This window comes from Pandoraea terrigena, assembly GCF_902459705.1.
GTDB lineage: Bacteria > Pseudomonadota > Gammaproteobacteria > Burkholderiales > Burkholderiaceae > Pandoraea > Pandoraea terrigena.
On the sequence record NZ_CABPRU010000003.1, the window covers coordinates 339,604 to 354,502 of the forward strand.

The 14,899-nt window shown below is 62.9% G+C and carries 16 protein-coding genes; 5 read left to right on the plus strand and 11 right to left on the minus strand.

What is annotated here, in order from left to right:
- Positions 1-18: 18 nt before the first annotated feature.
- The 4 genes from PTE31013_RS09175 to pmbA all read right to left on the minus strand — a co-directional run bounded on the left by PTE31013_RS09175 (position 19) and on the right by pmbA (position 4,649).
- Positions 19-894, minus strand: a complete 876-nt coding sequence (locus PTE31013_RS09175) for a branched-chain amino acid ABC transporter permease (RefSeq protein WP_150612501.1) — start codon at positions 892-894, stop codon at positions 19-21.
- A gap of 13 nt (positions 895-907) precedes the next feature.
- On the minus strand, positions 908-1,789 hold the full coding sequence (locus PTE31013_RS09180) for a branched-chain amino acid ABC transporter permease (RefSeq protein WP_150612502.1): 882 nt from the start codon (positions 1,787-1,789) through the stop codon (positions 908-910).
- A 130-nt stretch (positions 1,790-1,919) separates the two neighbouring features.
- Positions 1,920-3,071, minus strand: a complete 1,152-nt coding sequence (locus tag PTE31013_RS09185; protein ID WP_150612503.1) for an ABC transporter substrate-binding protein — start codon at positions 3,069-3,071, stop codon at positions 1,920-1,922.
- A gap of 219 nt (positions 3,072-3,290) precedes the next feature.
- Positions 3,291-4,649, minus strand: a complete 1,359-nt coding sequence (pmbA, locus tag PTE31013_RS09190; RefSeq protein ID WP_150612504.1) for a metalloprotease PmbA — start codon at positions 4,647-4,649, stop codon at positions 3,291-3,293.
- 115 nt (positions 4,650-4,764) lie between these two features.
- On the opposite strand from pmbA, the gene yjgA reads away from it, so the two are divergent.
- Positions 4,765-5,370 carry a ribosome biogenesis factor YjgA gene (gene yjgA, locus PTE31013_RS09195; protein WP_150612505.1) on the plus strand — a complete coding sequence of 202 codons (606 nt, stop codon included), beginning with the start codon at positions 4,765-4,767 and terminating at the stop codon, positions 5,368-5,370.
- On the plus strand, positions 5,370-5,990 hold the full coding sequence (gene mog / locus PTE31013_RS09200) for a molybdopterin adenylyltransferase (RefSeq protein ID WP_150612506.1): 621 nt from the start codon (positions 5,370-5,372) through the stop codon (positions 5,988-5,990). The genes yjgA and mog overlap by 1 nt, the downstream gene beginning before the upstream one ends.
- A 94-nt stretch (positions 5,991-6,084) precedes the next feature.
- Here the strand turns inward: mog and orn are convergent, their stop codons facing one another.
- Positions 6,085-6,732, minus strand: coding sequence for an oligoribonuclease (gene orn, locus PTE31013_RS09205; protein WP_150612507.1), 648 nt, complete (start codon positions 6,730-6,732; stop codon positions 6,085-6,087).
- A 102-nt stretch (positions 6,733-6,834) separates the two neighbouring features.
- Here orn and PTE31013_RS09210 point away from each other — a divergent pair, with 102 nt between their 5' ends.
- Both PTE31013_RS09210 and rsgA read left to right on the plus strand, forming a co-directional pair.
- Positions 6,835-8,082, plus strand: coding sequence for a M48 family metallopeptidase (locus PTE31013_RS09210; protein ID WP_150612508.1), 1,248 nt, complete (start codon positions 6,835-6,837; stop codon positions 8,080-8,082).
- On the plus strand, positions 8,079-9,020 hold the full coding sequence (rsgA, locus tag PTE31013_RS09215) for a ribosome small subunit-dependent GTPase A (RefSeq protein ID WP_150612509.1): 942 nt from the start codon (positions 8,079-8,081) through the stop codon (positions 9,018-9,020). Before PTE31013_RS09210 ends, rsgA begins: the two co-directional genes overlap by 4 nt.
- 88 nt (positions 9,021-9,108) lie before the next feature.
- On the opposite strand, the gene PTE31013_RS09220 is transcribed toward rsgA, so the two are convergent.
- From PTE31013_RS09220 to rpsP, 6 genes are all read right to left on the minus strand, one after another.
- A complete protein-coding gene (locus PTE31013_RS09220) occupies positions 9,109-10,047 on the minus strand; it encodes a CobD/CbiB family protein (protein WP_150612684.1) in 939 nt (312 codons plus the stop codon).
- A gap of 135 nt (positions 10,048-10,182) precedes the next feature.
- Positions 10,183-10,869 (minus strand): CoA pyrophosphatase, encoded by a 687-nt coding sequence (locus PTE31013_RS09225; RefSeq protein ID WP_246174098.1) that lies wholly within the window; start codon positions 10,867-10,869, stop codon positions 10,183-10,185.
- 232 nt (positions 10,870-11,101) lie between these two features.
- Positions 11,102-11,488, minus strand: a complete 387-nt coding sequence (gene rplS, locus PTE31013_RS09230) for a 50S ribosomal protein L19 (protein WP_150612510.1) — start codon at positions 11,486-11,488, stop codon at positions 11,102-11,104.
- A 103-nt stretch (positions 11,489-11,591) separates the two neighbouring features.
- Positions 11,592-12,362 carry a tRNA (guanosine(37)-N1)-methyltransferase TrmD gene (gene trmD, locus PTE31013_RS09235; RefSeq protein WP_150612511.1) on the minus strand — a complete coding sequence of 257 codons (771 nt, stop codon included), beginning with the start codon at positions 12,360-12,362 and terminating at the stop codon, positions 11,592-11,594.
- A gap of 60 nt (positions 12,363-12,422) precedes the next feature.
- Positions 12,423-13,073, minus strand: a complete 651-nt coding sequence (rimM, locus tag PTE31013_RS09240; RefSeq protein ID WP_246174108.1) for a ribosome maturation factor RimM — start codon at positions 13,071-13,073, stop codon at positions 12,423-12,425.
- A 129-nt stretch (positions 13,074-13,202) separates the two neighbouring features.
- Positions 13,203-13,454, minus strand: coding sequence for a 30S ribosomal protein S16 (gene rpsP, locus PTE31013_RS09245; RefSeq protein WP_150612512.1), 252 nt, complete (start codon positions 13,452-13,454; stop codon positions 13,203-13,205).
- A 200-nt stretch (positions 13,455-13,654) separates the two neighbouring features.
- Between rpsP and PTE31013_RS09250 the strand changes: the two genes are divergently transcribed.
- Entirely contained in the window at positions 13,655-14,860 is a 1,206-nt protein-coding gene (locus PTE31013_RS09250; protein ID WP_425495550.1) for a PQQ-dependent sugar dehydrogenase, read from the plus strand.
- Positions 14,861-14,899: the final 39 nt, after the last annotated feature.

Here is a 14,899-nt window from a genome sequence, read left to right on the forward strand (position 1 = left end):
GTCGTATCCCTCGTCCGCTTATGTGGAAGAGGCCGAACGCGTCTTGCCGGCACGGAACCAGCGGCGAAAACGCATCGGGTCCCAAATGCCCTTGGGCAGGAACAGCACGATCAGCACCAGGATCAGGCCGTTGACCACAAGACGGAAGGCGTCGAACGCGCGCAGCAACTCGGGCAGCAGCGTGAGAATCGTGCTGCCAAGCACCGGCCCCGCCAGCCCATTGATGCCGCCGAGAATCGCCATGGTGAGAATCTCGACGCCACGGTCGAAGCCGAATTCGTTCGGCCCGATGAAGAACGTCAGATGCGCATTGAGCGCCCCCGCCAACCCGGCAAGCACCGCCCCCAGCACGAACGCCAGCATCTTGTATCCCGTGACATTGATGCCCATGAGGCCCGCTGCCGTTTCGTCTTCCTTGATGGCTTCGAACGCACGACCCACTTTGGATCGGCGCAGGCGCCACAACACGGCGAGCGCAATCACCACGGCGCCCGCGACGTGCCACCACTGCGTCAACTGCGGAATGCCGTTCAGGCCCAGCGCGCCGCCAGTCAGGTCTTCCGTGTTGAGAATCAGCACGCGCACGACCTCACCAAAGCCCAGCGTTGCCATCGCCAGATACACGCCCGACAGACGCAGCGTCGGCTTGCCGATGATGAAGGCGATCAACGCCGGCGCCGCCATGCCGCCCGCCAGTGACACCGCAAACGGCGCGTCGTAGTTCATCGTGAGCAATGCCGCCGCGTACGCGCCGATGCCCATGAACGCGGCATTGGCCATGGCCAGCATGCCGCACGAGAGCGTGAGGTAAATCGACAGCGCCAGCAACGCGTTGGTGCCGAGTGTCAGCACCAGGTTGCTATAAACCGCCCAGAAATTGTTAAACCAGTCCATTGCGCCCCCGTGATTACGCTTTGCGTTCGAGCACTTTGCCGAACAACCCCTGCGGACGCACCAGCAGGATCAGGAACAGCAGGCCGAACGCCACCGCGTCGCGCATGTTCGAGCCGACGTACGCGACCGACAGCACTTCGGCGAAGCCGAGGAACAGGCCACCGATCATCGCGCCGCGAATGTCGCCCATACCGCCGAGAATGATGACCGCGATCCCCTTGTGCAGCATCGGCTGGCCCATCAGCGGAAACACCGCGTTGGAGTACAGCCCGATCAGCAGGCCCGCCATGCCGCCCAGACCGGCCGCGGCGAACGACGTTACCAGGAACAGACCCTCGACGTTGATGCCAAGCAGGTAGGCCGCCTTGGGCGACTCGGCGATGGCCCGCAGGGCGCGCCCGAGTTGCGTTCTCTTGATCGTGGCGATGAGCACGGCCATGAGGGCAAACGAAATGAAGATGATCGCGAGCTCGAGCACCGTCATGTGCACGCCGGCCACCGTGAGGGTGTCCTGCGGGATGAGGTCGTACGGGAAACGAAGGTTTTCCGCACCGAAGATGCCCTGCACACCGTTGTTGAGCAGAATGCCCACGCCAATGGTGGCGATCATCGGAATCAGGTGGGGTGCACCGCGCTTGCGCAGCGGTTTGAGCACCAGCACGTCGATGAGCAAGCCGAGCAGGCCGGCGACGACGACCGCCGTGACGATGGCCGCCCACAGCGGCAGGTGAAGGCGCACGACGGCTTGCAGCGCCGCGTAGGCACCGACCATGAAGACCGCGCCGTGCGAGAGATTGATAACGCCGAGGATGCCGAACACGAGGGTGAACCCGAGCGCGAACAAGGCGTACACGCACCCGAGGGAGAGCGCGTTGACGAGTTGCTGTTCCAGCATGGTGTGTATTCCAGCCTGAGGGACGGAGGCACGCGCCGCACGGGGGTACGGCGAGCGCCAGAAACGCCGATGGGCGTAGCGCCTTTCGGCCCTACGCCCATGCGGACTTCTTCAAGTGCTGCCGGGCTGCTTACTTCTCGATGACGTACTTGTTGCCCTTCGTCACGCTGACGATCGGCGACTGTTGTGCATCGTAGCCGGCCGGCTTGCCGTTCTTGCCCATGGCCTGACGGAACGCGAACTTGCCCGTGGCGCCGTCGTGCGTGGCCTTCGGCAGCGCGTCGCGCAGGGCCTTGCGGTCGGCGACCAGGTTGCCCGAGAGCTTCACGCCCTTGATCGCGCCTGCCGCGATGTACATCGCGTCATACGCTTGCGCTGCGAACTGGTCCGGCGCCACGTTGTACTTCGCCTTGTACGCGGCGATGAACTTCGTGTTGGCCGGCGTGCTGTTCTCGATCGACCACGGGCTACCCACCCACAGGCCATCCGAGCTGCCCTTGGCCAGATCGAACACCTTGACCGAATTCATGCCGTTGCCGCCGATGAACGGCACGTTGATACCCAACTGACGCGCCTGCACCATGATCGGCGCACCTTCGGCGATCAGGGCCGACAGCACGATGGCGTCCGGGTTGCTCGCCTTGATCTTCGTGAGCTGCGCCTTGAAGTCCACGTCGCCCTTGGCGAACGTCTCGGTCGTCGTGACCGGGATCTTCAGATCGGCAAGGGCCTTCTTGAAGTTGTCGTAGCCGCTCTTGGTGAACACGTCGTCGTTGCCGTACAGCACCGCGACCTTCTTGATACCCGTGTGCTTGGTCGCGACCTTGATGGTCTCGGGCAGCACGTCGGCCTCGGTCACCGAGTTGCGGAAGATGTAGTCGCCGATGGACGTAATGCCGTCAGCCGTATTCGACGTGCCGAACGCCACGGTCTTGCCGGCTTGCGCGATCGGGTCGGCAGCCTGGGCCGAGTTCGACAATGTCGGGCCGAAGACCATGAGCACCTTGTCCTGGAAGATCAGCTTCTTGAAAACGTTGATCGCCTCTTCCTTCTTGCCCTGCTCGTCTTCGACCTGCAGCACGAGCTTGTTGCCGTTGATGCCGCCGGCAGCGTTGATTTCATCAGCCGCGAGCTGGAAACCGTTCTTGATGGCGGCGCCATACTGCGCCGCACCGCCCGACAGTGCCTCGGCCACACCGATCTTCAGATCGGCTGCGTGGGCCGCAGCCACCATCCCCGTAGCGACAAGTGCGCACAGCAACTTGGTCATGGTGCTTTTCATGAGTCTTTTCCCTCCAATTCCTAGTCTCTAGTTATGAGAAGGCGCGCCTTGTGAGCGCGCCCATTACCCTAACTACCGCGTCAGTTCTTAAGCCACGGCTTAAGAAAACTCCCAAGCATAACGCAAACTGCCTGTACCGGACACGGCAAATGGGGGTTTTGCCCCGTTGCGGCGCAAAAATGCAACGCGTTTATGGCGTCGCGACGGCATTTTGCAGCATCAATGACCGGCGATGGTCATTTGTTCAATCAGGATTGACCCGACCTCCTTGGTGCCGCGCACGAGCGCATCGGCGCCAATGGCGACGATCTGCCGGAACATGTCGTTCAGGTTGCCCGCCAGCGTGATCTCCTCGACCGGGTACTGGATTTCACCGTTCTCCACCCAGAAGCCCGAGGCGCCGCGCGAATAATCGCCCGTCACATAGTTCACGCCCTGCCCCATCAGTTCGGTCACCAGCAGGCCGGTGCCGAGCTTGCGCAGCATCGCGCGGAAGTCGTCCGTCGGCGCGGTGAGCTTGCTGTACATGCGCAGGTTGTGCGAGCCGCCTGCGTTGCCGGTCGTTTGCATGCCGAGCTTGCGGGCCGAATAGGTCGACAGGAAGTAACCCTGGACAACGCCGTCGCTCACGACATCGCGGGCGCGCGTCCTCACGCCTTCCTCGTCGTACGGGGCGCTGCCCATGGCGCGCGGCACGTGCGGATCTTCGTGAATGCCGACATGGTCGGCAAACACCGGCTTGCCGAGGGTATCGACAAGGAACGTGGCCTTGCGATACAACGCGCCGCCGCTCACGCCCTGCACGAACGCCCCCAGCAAACCGGCGGCGAGCGGCGCCTCGAACAGCACCGCGCACTTGCGCGTGGACAACTTGCGCGCATGCAGGCGAGCCAGCGCGCGCTCGGCGGCGTAGTGGCCAACGGCTTCCGGCGAGGCCAGGTCCTCGGCGGCGCGCTTGGACGAATACCAGTCGTCGCGCTGCATATGGCTGCCCGAGCCGGCAATCGGAGAGACCGAGAGGTAATGACGCGAATACGGATATCCCGAGAGAAAGCCGCGGGTCGTCCCCAACATGAATTGCGAATGTTGGGCCGACACGCTGGCGCCTTCGGAATTCCGGATCAGCGGACTCACGTCGAGTGCCGCCTTCTCGGCGCGTCGCGCCAGTTCTACCGCAGCATCCGCGGTAATGTCCCACGGATGGAACAACGACAGGTCCTGCGGATGCATCTCCAGCAGTTCGGACTCGGCGAGTCCGGCGCAATCGTCTTCCGCCGTGAAGCGTGCAATGTTGTAGGCCGCGTCGACCGTGTCGTGCAGCGCCTTGCGCGAGAAGTCCGACGTGCTGGCGTTGCCGCGACGCTGGCCGATGAACACCGTCACGCCCACCAGCTTGTCGCGGTTGCGCTCGATGGTCTCGACCTTGCCGCGCCGCACCGAGACCGACAGGCCATCGCCCTCGGATATTTCGGCCGCCGCGTCGGTGGCGCCGAGCGAACGGGCGTATTGCAGTACGTCGCTGACGATTTCCTTGAGTTGATCCTGGGTATGCGTGAAGTGCTGGGTCGCTTGGGACATCGTCGCGATTCGGTCAGTGGCTAAATAGGAACCGCCATCTTAGCGCGACTTCCCCGCCGTCGTGCGCAGGCCCGGCAACTATTTGGTCGACGCGCGCCGCGCTACAATAGCGCCCATGACGCATATTCAACGCTATAACCATATCGCCCACGCCGAGCTTTCCGACGAAGGCCCGAGCAAATCCCAGCGAAAGCGCGAGTCGCATGCCTTGCAGGACCTGGGCGAAGAACTGGTCAACCTGGCCAAGGACGCGCTCGCGCGCGTGCCAATGCCCGAGAATCTCGAACGGGCCGTCAAGGACTGTCGCAAGATCACCGCACACGAAGGCCGCCGCCGTCAGATGCAGTACGTGGGCAAGCAAATGCGCACGCTGCACGAATCGGAAGTCGACGCAATTCGCCGCGCCCTCGATATCATCAAGGGCGTCTCGAAGGCGGAAACGGCCAAGCTTCACGCGCTCGAGCGCTGGCGCGAGCGCCTGCTGGCCAAGGACGAGGCCCTCACCGAGTTGCTCGCCCAGCACCCGCAAGCCGACGCCCAGCAACTGCGCACGCTGATTCGCAACGCCCGCCGCGAGCAGGCCGCGCAAAAGCCCCCCAAAGCGTTCCGCGAGCTATTTCAGGCGCTCAAGGATCTGCTTGGCACCGGATCGTCCAGCGTCGAATCTTCGGATGACGCCGACAACGAACTGCCGGAATTCCCAACCCGCGAGGAAGAGTGATGGTTGCCCGCTCACATCCGGACGAACTTCGCGTAGGCCTCGTCTCGATCAGCGACCGGGCGAGCCAGGGCACGTATGACGATCAGGGCATCCCGGCCCTTCAGGCCTGGCTTGGCGCCGCCCTCCAGTCTGCCTGGGTGGCCGAAACACGCCTGATTCCCGATGATGCCGACGGCATTACCGCCACGCTGGTCGACCTCGTCGATACGAGGCAGTGCGACCTGGTGCTCACCACCGGCGGTACGGGCCCCGCCCGGCGCGACGTCACACCGGAGGCCACGTTGCGGGCGGGCACGAAAGAGATGCCGGGCTTCGGGGAGCAGATGCGCCAGATCAGTCTGCGCTTCGTGCCGACGGCCATCCTGTCGCGTCAGGTGGCCGTGATCCGCGAGACGGCCAACCACGCCGCGCTCATCATCAACCTGCCCGGACAGCCCAAGTCGATCAAGGAAACGCTCGAAGGGCTGCGCGACGCGGACGGAAAGTCGATCGTGCCCGGTATCTTTGCTGCCGTACCGTATTGCATCGACCTGATCGGCGGACCCTACGTCGAGACCGACGAAGCCGTCTGCAAGGCCTTCCGTCCCAAGAGCGCCATTCGCGCGCCAAAACCCGCCTGAGCGCCTGACGACGGGACATGACGGGCCGTCCGGTTCGGGCATTCAAAGCACAACGCCAGCGACGTCGCTGGCGTTGTGCTGTCGCTGGCGGCGATCAGGGCGAAGTGGAAGCCGGCGCCTCAGGTACGTCAGGGGCTCCGGGCACGGCCGTCTTCAGGAAATGCTCGCGGTAGTACACCAGTTCGTCGATCGACTCGTGGATGTCGGCCATCGCCGTGTGGGCGGCACGCTTGGTGAACCCCTTGTAGACCGTGGGCTCCCAGCGGCGGCACAGTTCCTTGAGCGTGCTGACGTCCAGGTTCCGGTAATGGAAGAACGCCTCGAGCTTGGGCATGTAACGCGCCATGAAACGGCGATCCTGACAAATCGAATTACCGCACATCGGCGACTTGTTGGGCGGCACGTACTGCGAGAGGAACTCGATCAGTTGCGCTTCGGCACACGCCTCGTCGACGGTCGACGCCTTCACGCGATCGATCAGCCCCGAGCGGCCATGGGTCGATTTGTTCCAGTCGTCCATCCCGTCGAGCACAACATCCGATTGATGGATTGCGAACACCGGCCCCTCGATGCGGCGCGTCAGCGCGGAATCCGTGACGACGACCGCCACCTCGATGATCCGGTCGCTGTCGGGTTGCAGCCCGGTCATTTCCATATCGAGCCAGACCAGATTGAATTCGGCGCGCGCGAGCGTCGTCTCGGCATCGGCAGGCGTGGGATGTTGGGCGGGAATGACAGACATGGTCGGAAGACTCGGGAAAACACGTCGGTGGGCGACCGGCAAGGCGCCTGACCGGTCGAAAGAACTTATAATTCTCGCATACTTCGTATTCTCCTAAAGCGCATGCTCACTTACCTCTTCGTGATCTTCCTGCTGGCGATGGTCATGACCAAGCTTTGGCTGGCCGCCCGTCAGGTTCGCCATGTGGTCGCCCATCGGGCTGCCGTTCCCGAGCGCTTCGCCGACACGATCACGCTGATCGACCATCAACGCGCCGCCGATTACACCGTCGCCCGCACGCGCCTGGGCATGGCCGAGATCTTCGCCCAGGCGGTGCTGCTCGTTGCTTTCACGCTGTTGGGCGGGCTGAACCTGCTGCACATCGGCGTGACCGAGTGGCTCGGCGAAGGCTATCTGGGCCAGATTACCCTGATCGCGGCCGTCCTGCTGATTTCCGGCCTCGTCGACCTGCCCTTCACCTACGTGCGGCAGTTCGTGATCGAACAACGTTTTGGCTTCAACCGCATGTCGCTCGGGCTGTTCATCGCCGACATGCTCAAGGCCGCCGCGATCGGCACCGTGCTCGGGCTGCCGCTGCTGTTTGTCGTGCTATGGCTGATGGAACGCGCGGGGCCGTTGTGGTGGCTGTACGCGTGGATGGTCTGGGTCGCGTTCAATCTGTTCGTGCAGTTCATCTTCCCGCACGTCATCGCGCCGATGTTCAACAAGTTCGAGCCGCTCGCGGACGCATCGCTGGCGCAGCGCATCGAGGGACTGATGCAGCGCTGCGGCTTTGCGGCGCGCGGCTTGTTCGTGATGGACGGCTCGAAGCGATCCGCCCACGGCAATGCTTATTTCAGCGGCTTCGGCCGTACCAAGCGCATCGTGTTTTTCGATACGCTCATCGAGCGGCTCTCGCCCGCCGAAATCGAAGCCGTGCTGGCCCACGAACTGGGGCACTTCAAGCGTCGCCACATCACGAAACGCCTGGTCGTCGCTTTCGTGCTGTCGCTGGCCTTCCTTGCCCTGCTAGGCTGGCTGACTGGCCGCACATGGTTCTATACCGAGCTCGGCGTGATGCCGTCGCTGACCGGCAGCAACAACGCGCTGGCACTGGTCCTGTTCTTCCTGGTGCTGCCGGTGTTCGGCTTTTTCGCCAGCCCACTCAGCAGTCTGACGTCGCGCAAGCATGAGTTCGAGGCAGACGCCTTCGCGGCCAGCCAGACGCAAGCCAGCGATCTGGTCAACGCCCTCGTCAAGCTATACCAGGACAACGCGTCGACGCTCACGCCCGACCCGGTCTACACGGCCTTCTACTATTCGCATCCGCCGGCATCCCAGCGCATCGACCGTTTGCTGGGGAACGCATGAAGCGCAGCGTCAATGGGAAAGCCGTGCCGGTCGAGACCACCGCGCAGGAACGGCGTCACGGCCGAGTCACGGCGGCGCACGGCCGTCACTATGTCGTGGAAGCCGACGATGGCGAGACCGTGCTCTGCTTTCCGCGCGGCAAGAAGAGCGAAATCGCCGTCGGCGACGAAGTGGCCTGGGCGCGAACCGGCGACCAGGGGGTCATCGAAGACATCCTGCCGCGTCGCAACCTGCTCTATCGTTCGGACCAGTTCAGGAGCAAGCTCTTCGCCGCCAACATCGACCAGTTGGTCATCATGTTGGGGACCGAGCCTTACTTCAGCGAAGACTTGCTGGGTCGGGCACTTGTTGCATCGGAAGCCAACGCGCTGCGGCCGTTGATCGTGCTCAATAAAACCGACGTCACGGCGGCCTTGCCCGCCGCGCGCGAACGCTTGGCGCCGTATCGCGCGTTGGGCTACGACGTGGTAGAGCTTTCCGTGCGCGCCGATCCGGAAGGAGCGAAGGCGCTATTGTTGCCGCGTCTGGCGCATCAAGCCTCGTTGCTGCTCGGGCAGTCGGGCATGGGCAAGTCGAGCCTCGTGAACCTGCTCGTCCCCAATGCCGACGCCGCCACGCGCGAAATCTCCACAGTGTTGAACTCCGGCAAGCACACGACGACCTTCACCCGAATCTTCCATTTGCCCGAAGGCGGGCTGCTCATCGACTCGCCGGGCTTCCAGGAATTTGGCCTGCATCACCTCAAGGAGGGTGCGCTGGAGCGCGCATTCCCCGAATTCCGTCCGCGACTCAGCGGGTGCCGGTTCTACAATTGCCATCACCTGAAGGAACCCGGTTGCGCCATTCTTGAGGCGGTGTCCGACGGAAGCATCTCGCAACAGCGCCATGCGCTCTATGCTCAGCTCGTTCACGAGTCGGAGCAGCAGATTCCCTACTGAGGTGTCTTTCAAGGCGAATCGGGTACGCAAAGCCCCAATTCCGCGGCTTTTAACGGGCTGACGCGCCTGGCGCCTGGCGCCTGGCGCGTCAGCCCAACCATACGGCGAGCGTCAGCAGCAGCAACAGAAGCATCCATAGCAGGACTGCGCGCCACACCAGACCAACAGCGGCCTGAAGCGTGCGAGGTGTGCATTCACTGCCGACCGGCAGGACCGCGTCGTCGCCCTGATTGAGCGCATCGACGCTCGAGACTTCCGCCAGCGGTCCGGTCAATCGCGCGCCCAGTGCGCCGCTGCCTGCGGCCAGCAGGATGCCTTCGTTCTCGTTCGGCCACTGCTTGGCATAGTGACGCCAAGCGTATATTGCGTCTTCGAAGTTGCCGACGATGGCGAAACCGATAGCCGTCAAACGTGCCGGTACCCAGTCGATCACGTAGAACACCTTGCGTGCGAAGGCGCCGAACGCGGGACTGCGATCCGGCGCGGGCTCCGTCCAGCGACGCGACAGATATTCGGCGAGGCGGTACAAGACCGCTCCGGCGGGACCGACAGGCATCAGGAACCAGAAGAACACGCCGAAAACATGGCGATGCGACGCAATGACCGCATGCAGGAGCGTGTGACGCACGATCTCGTCCACCGGCATGTCGACCGTGTCGATACCGATCCATTGATGCAGGATTTCCCGCGCTTCGTTCACATTGTCGTTGTTCAGTGCAACGTGAATGTCGGTGAAGTAGTGACTGAACTGCCGGAACCCCATCGTCAGGTAGACGATGAGCACGTTCCAGGCGAAGCCCAGGAAAATGTTGACCCGCATGAGCAGGTAATAGACGACGCCAACGACCAGCACGAATGGCAGCACCACGACCATCCAAGCCAGCACACCGTGACGCGGAAGTCCGGCATCGAAGGATTGCGAAGTATGGGTCGCGTGGGAGCGAATCAGGTTGTAGATCGGGTTTTGCGTGGAGAGGGCACGCACCTGCTCGAGGATCAGCGCGAGGAGTACCGAAAAGAATGTCATGCGTGCGTTCAGATCACCAGACGGAATGACGTAACGATAGCACAGCTTCTCGCAAATGCCCGCCCCAGGCGCCTGCACGACGCACTCACTTGGCGCTTCGAGCAGACAACTTGCAGAAACGATAACGCGCTCGCGTCAGGCCCGCAGGAGTTGATAGAAATTGCGCAGCATGCCAGCCGTTGCTCCCCAAATGAAATACTCACCGCCCGCGGGCTTCGGATAGGGCATCGCGTAAAACCGGCGCTCGCCCACCGGATAATGGAAGACGCGGATCTGATGATGTGCAGGGTCCATCAGGAATTCCAGCGGCACTTCGAAGATCTCGTCGACTTCACCGGCATCGGCCATCAGATCGAACGGCGGCTTGACCAGACCCACGACGGGTGCGACACGAAAGCCGGTTCCCGTGACATAGTCGGGCAAGCGTCCGATCACTTCCACCACCCCGGAATCGAGTCCGATTTCCTCTCGCGACTCACGCAAGGCCGTGGCGATCGGCGTCGGATCGTCGGGCTCCCGACTGCCGCCAGGAAAACTCACTTGCCCGGCGTGTGTGCTCAGATGCTGTGTTCGCTGGGTCAGCAGCACGGTGGTGCCGTACGCTCGCATCACCAAGGGTACGAGCACGGCCGCCGCGCGCGGCGTAAATTGCGCAGGTGGCGCGAGTTCGATCGCGCCCGCCTCGGGCGTCCAAATCGGTGGACTGGCAAGACGATCTCGCAACGCTGCGGGTGTCAGCCGCTCCGCCGGCACCGCGGGCTCCCCCTCGCCCGTCGAGACGATGGGTAACGCTTCAGGATGCAGGATGAGAGGTGGCGCCACGTAGACCTTTGCTTGGTGAAGAACTCCGCTATTTTAGCGAGGAAGCCCAAATCGCGTACACGCAAAGAAAATGCCAATAGCGTGGTAATTCACGGGATTCGAGGGGGATGACACGCCGCAACATCCCGATCGACGAAAGGCGGCACAACGAAAAAAGCACCCCGAAGGGTGCTTTTCCGTACGGCTTTGGCCGCGCCCGGCCACGAGGTCGCCAGGCGTGGCCGCGTCCGACTTACGCGGCAGTAGCGGCCTTGCTCTTGAACGAGAGCTTTTCCTTGATACGTGCCGACTTGCCCGAACGCTCGCGCAGGTAGTACAGCTTCGCGCGACGAACGTCACCACGACGCTTGACTTCGATGCTGGCGATCAGCGGCGAGTACGTCTGGAACGTACGCTCAACGCCTTCACCCGACGAAATCTTGCGGACGATGAACGCCGAGTTCAGGCCACGGTTACGCTTGGCGATCACGACGCCTTCGTATGCCTGAACGCGCTTGCGCGTACCTTCCACCACGTTCACGTTGACGATCACGGTGTCGCCCGGGGCGAATTCGGGAATCGTTTTGTTCGCGGTCAGACGCGCGATTTCTTCTTGCTCGATCTTGGCGATCAGATTCATTTACCACTCCTTGTGCCATCGTATCGGCGTTATATACCGGCATGCCGGCCCCGACAGAGGATGGGTGCAAACCGAATGCCGTCCCCATGACGACACCCGCTGCCTACTTGGCCGATGGATCGGCCCGCAGGCTTGCCAGCCACGCCTCGTCGGCACGACTGAGCAATCCGTTGGCGCGTGCGCTCTCGATCAGATCGGGGCGCTTGCGCCAGGTATTGGTCAACGCCTCGCGGCGCCGCCATTTTTCAATCTCGGCGTGATGCCCGCCCAACAACACGTCGGGCACCCGCACCCCTTCGTACACTTCGGGGCGCGTGTAGTGCGGACAATCGAGCAGTCCGTTGACGAAACTGTCCTGCTCGGCCGACTGCTCATCGTTCAGTGCCCCCGGCAGCAGCCGGATCAGCGAGTCCATCAATGCCATGGCGGGCAACTCCCCCCCCGACAGCACGAAATCGCCAACACTGACCTCTTCGTCCACCACCCGATCGATCAAACGCTGGTCGATGGCCTCGTAGCGGCCACAGAGCAGAATCAGTCCCTGCGCCTCATCACGCAACTCGACCACGCGGCGATGCGTCAGCGGCTTGCCTTGCGGCGACATCAACAACACGCGACCGCGCGATACGCCCGCTTCTGCCTGCGCCGCCTTTGCCGCACCGATGGCGTCGTCAAGCGGCTTGGCAAGCATGACCATGCCTGGGCCACCACCGTACGGTCGATCGTCGATCGTGCGGTAGTTGTTATGCGTGAAATCGCGAGGATTCCAAAACCGCAGACCATAGCGCGACTGCTTGAGCGCCCGGCTGGTGACGCCCCAGTCGGTCAGTGCCCGAAACATCTCGGGAAAGAGCGTCACGACATCAAACTGCATCAAACCGGTTCCGTCCAGAGGTGCCCGAACGCCACAACGGCCGGGCGATCAATCGGTATCTCAGTAATCGAGACCCCAGTCGGCCACAATACGCCCCGCCTCGACATCGACGGTCTGCACATACTTGCCAACGAACGGGATCAGACGCTCAGCGGTCTTCGCCGGCTTATCGTCGACGGCGGGCGCCTCGTAAGCGACACGCAACACGGTGTGCACGCCGTTGTCGAGCAACCCGACGACCTTGCCAAGCGATTCGTCCTGCAGATTCGTGACCTGGGCGCCAATGAGGTCGACCCAGTAAAACTCGTCTTCGCCAGCGCTCGGAAACGCGCTGCGCGGCACCCAGACCTGGAGCCCCTTGAGCGCCTCGGCAGCCGAGCGGTTTTCGCTGCCGCGCAATTGCGCGACGACGGTTCCGGAATGCCCCCGACTGTGCAGCACATTGGCCCGGGCGTAGGCCGACTCACCGGGACGACGAAAATACCAGCAATCGGCGGACAAGAGCCCTTCGCCTTCGCCCGTATGCGGCTGCACCTTGATCCAGCCACGAATCCCGTAGGCGTCGCCGATGTAACCCAGCTCGACGAGATCGTCGGGCACTTCGGTCACCGGGGCGAGCACCTGCTCGGCACGCATGCCGGCGGCGCGGCGCGCCTCAGCACCGATTTTCAGCGGTACCCGCTCACGTGCGGGTCGAGCGGAACGAACCATGCCAATCCAACGTTATGACGAACACACGGCGATGACCGCTCCAGATCGCTCGGGAGCAGACACCGCCGTTCAATTCTCATGCCATCGGCAAACCGACGGCAATGCTGATAGCTCGACTAGCCGAAGCGCTTAGGCAGCAGCCTTGGCGCCTTGCTTGATCAGACGAGCCACGGTCGGCGACAGTTGCGCGCCAACGCCTTGCCAGTACGTCAGGCGGTCTTGAGCAATACGCAGACCTTCCGTGCCTTCGGTAGCGACCGGGTTGTAGAAGCCAATACGCTCGATGAAGCGACCATCGCGACGGTTACGCGAGTCGGTTGCAACGATGTTGTAAAACGGGCGCTTCTTCGCGCCGCCGCGAGCCAGGCGGATAACGACCATAATAAATCCTTGTGAATCCAGAAGTGTTCGGACAGAAAACGCGACATTATAGCGCAAAACCCTCGTCAAAACAAACACTTCCCCGGACGCCAACGGCGCCACGCCAAGCCACGCCCGAATTGGGCGGACGAGACAGCCGTATTGGCGACGGCGAGCACTGGTCTACAATGCACGCATCCTTGGCGTGAAGCGAGTCCGGCATGCGACGATTTCCCGATGGATGGCAACGCCTCGTTCGACCGCCAGGGTCAGCGCGGCTCGCCGCGCGAGTCGTCCGCCTCGTGAAGCATGCGCATCACGCCAGTCTGTTTCTCGGCGCCGCGCTGGCGCTAGCCCCCTGGCCCGCCGCGGCGCACGACGCCCTTCCCATTGAACGTCTCGCACTGCCGCCCGGCTTTCATGTCGAGGTTCTCTCCGATCGCGTGCCCGGCGCCCGTGGCATGACGCTTGGCCCAAAAGGCACGTTATTCGTCGGCAGCCGCGCACAAGGCGTTGTCTATGCCATCACGCTTGATCCGTCGCGCGCCTACGCGGCCAGAGTCCAGACGATCGCCTCCGGGCTGAACATGCCTGTCGGCGTGGCGCTGCACAACGGCACGCTCTATATCTCGGCCGTCTCGCGCATCGTCAAGCTCGAGAATATCGAAAGCCACCTCGACAATCCCGGCAAACCGATCGTTGTCTACGACAAGCTCCCTGGCGAGACGCATCACGGCTGGCGGTACATCGCATTCGGCCCCGATCGGCGCCTGTATGTCGGCGTGGGTGCGCCGTGCAACGTCTGCAAGCGCGATGACAGCCGGTTCGCGCTGATCGGCAGCATGAGACCGGACGGCACCGACTGGCAGGTCGTCGCCCGGGGCGTTCGCAACACCGTAGGCTTCGACTGGCAACCCAGGACCCATACGCTCTGGTTCACCGATAACGGTCGCGATCAACTCGGCGAAGACGTCCCGGACGACGAATTGAACCGACTCACACGCATCGGCGAACACTTTGGATTCCCTTACTGTCATGCCGGCGACATTGCGGATCCTGAATACGGAAGAGCGAAACCCTGCGTAGACTTCACTCCCCCCGTGGCGAAGCTTGGGGCCCACGTGGCCGCGCTGGGCGTGCGGTTTTATACCGGCAAGCAGTTCCCCAAGGACTATCGCGGTAGCCTCTTCATCGCAGAGCACGGCTCCTGGAACCGGAGCCGCAAGGTCGGCTACCGGGTCGTTCGCGCCGTTCTCGACGCCAAGGGCAACGTGGCGAAGCAGGAGATCTTCGCGCAAGGCTGGCTGGGCGACGACGAGTCAGTCTGGGGCCGCCCAGTCGACCTCCTCACGTTACCGGACGGTTCACTGTTGATCAGCGATGATTATGCTGGCGCGATCTATCGCATCACGTACCGGAAACCGTGAGGCGACTTCATGACGGCCGTCGACATCCACTCGGGAATC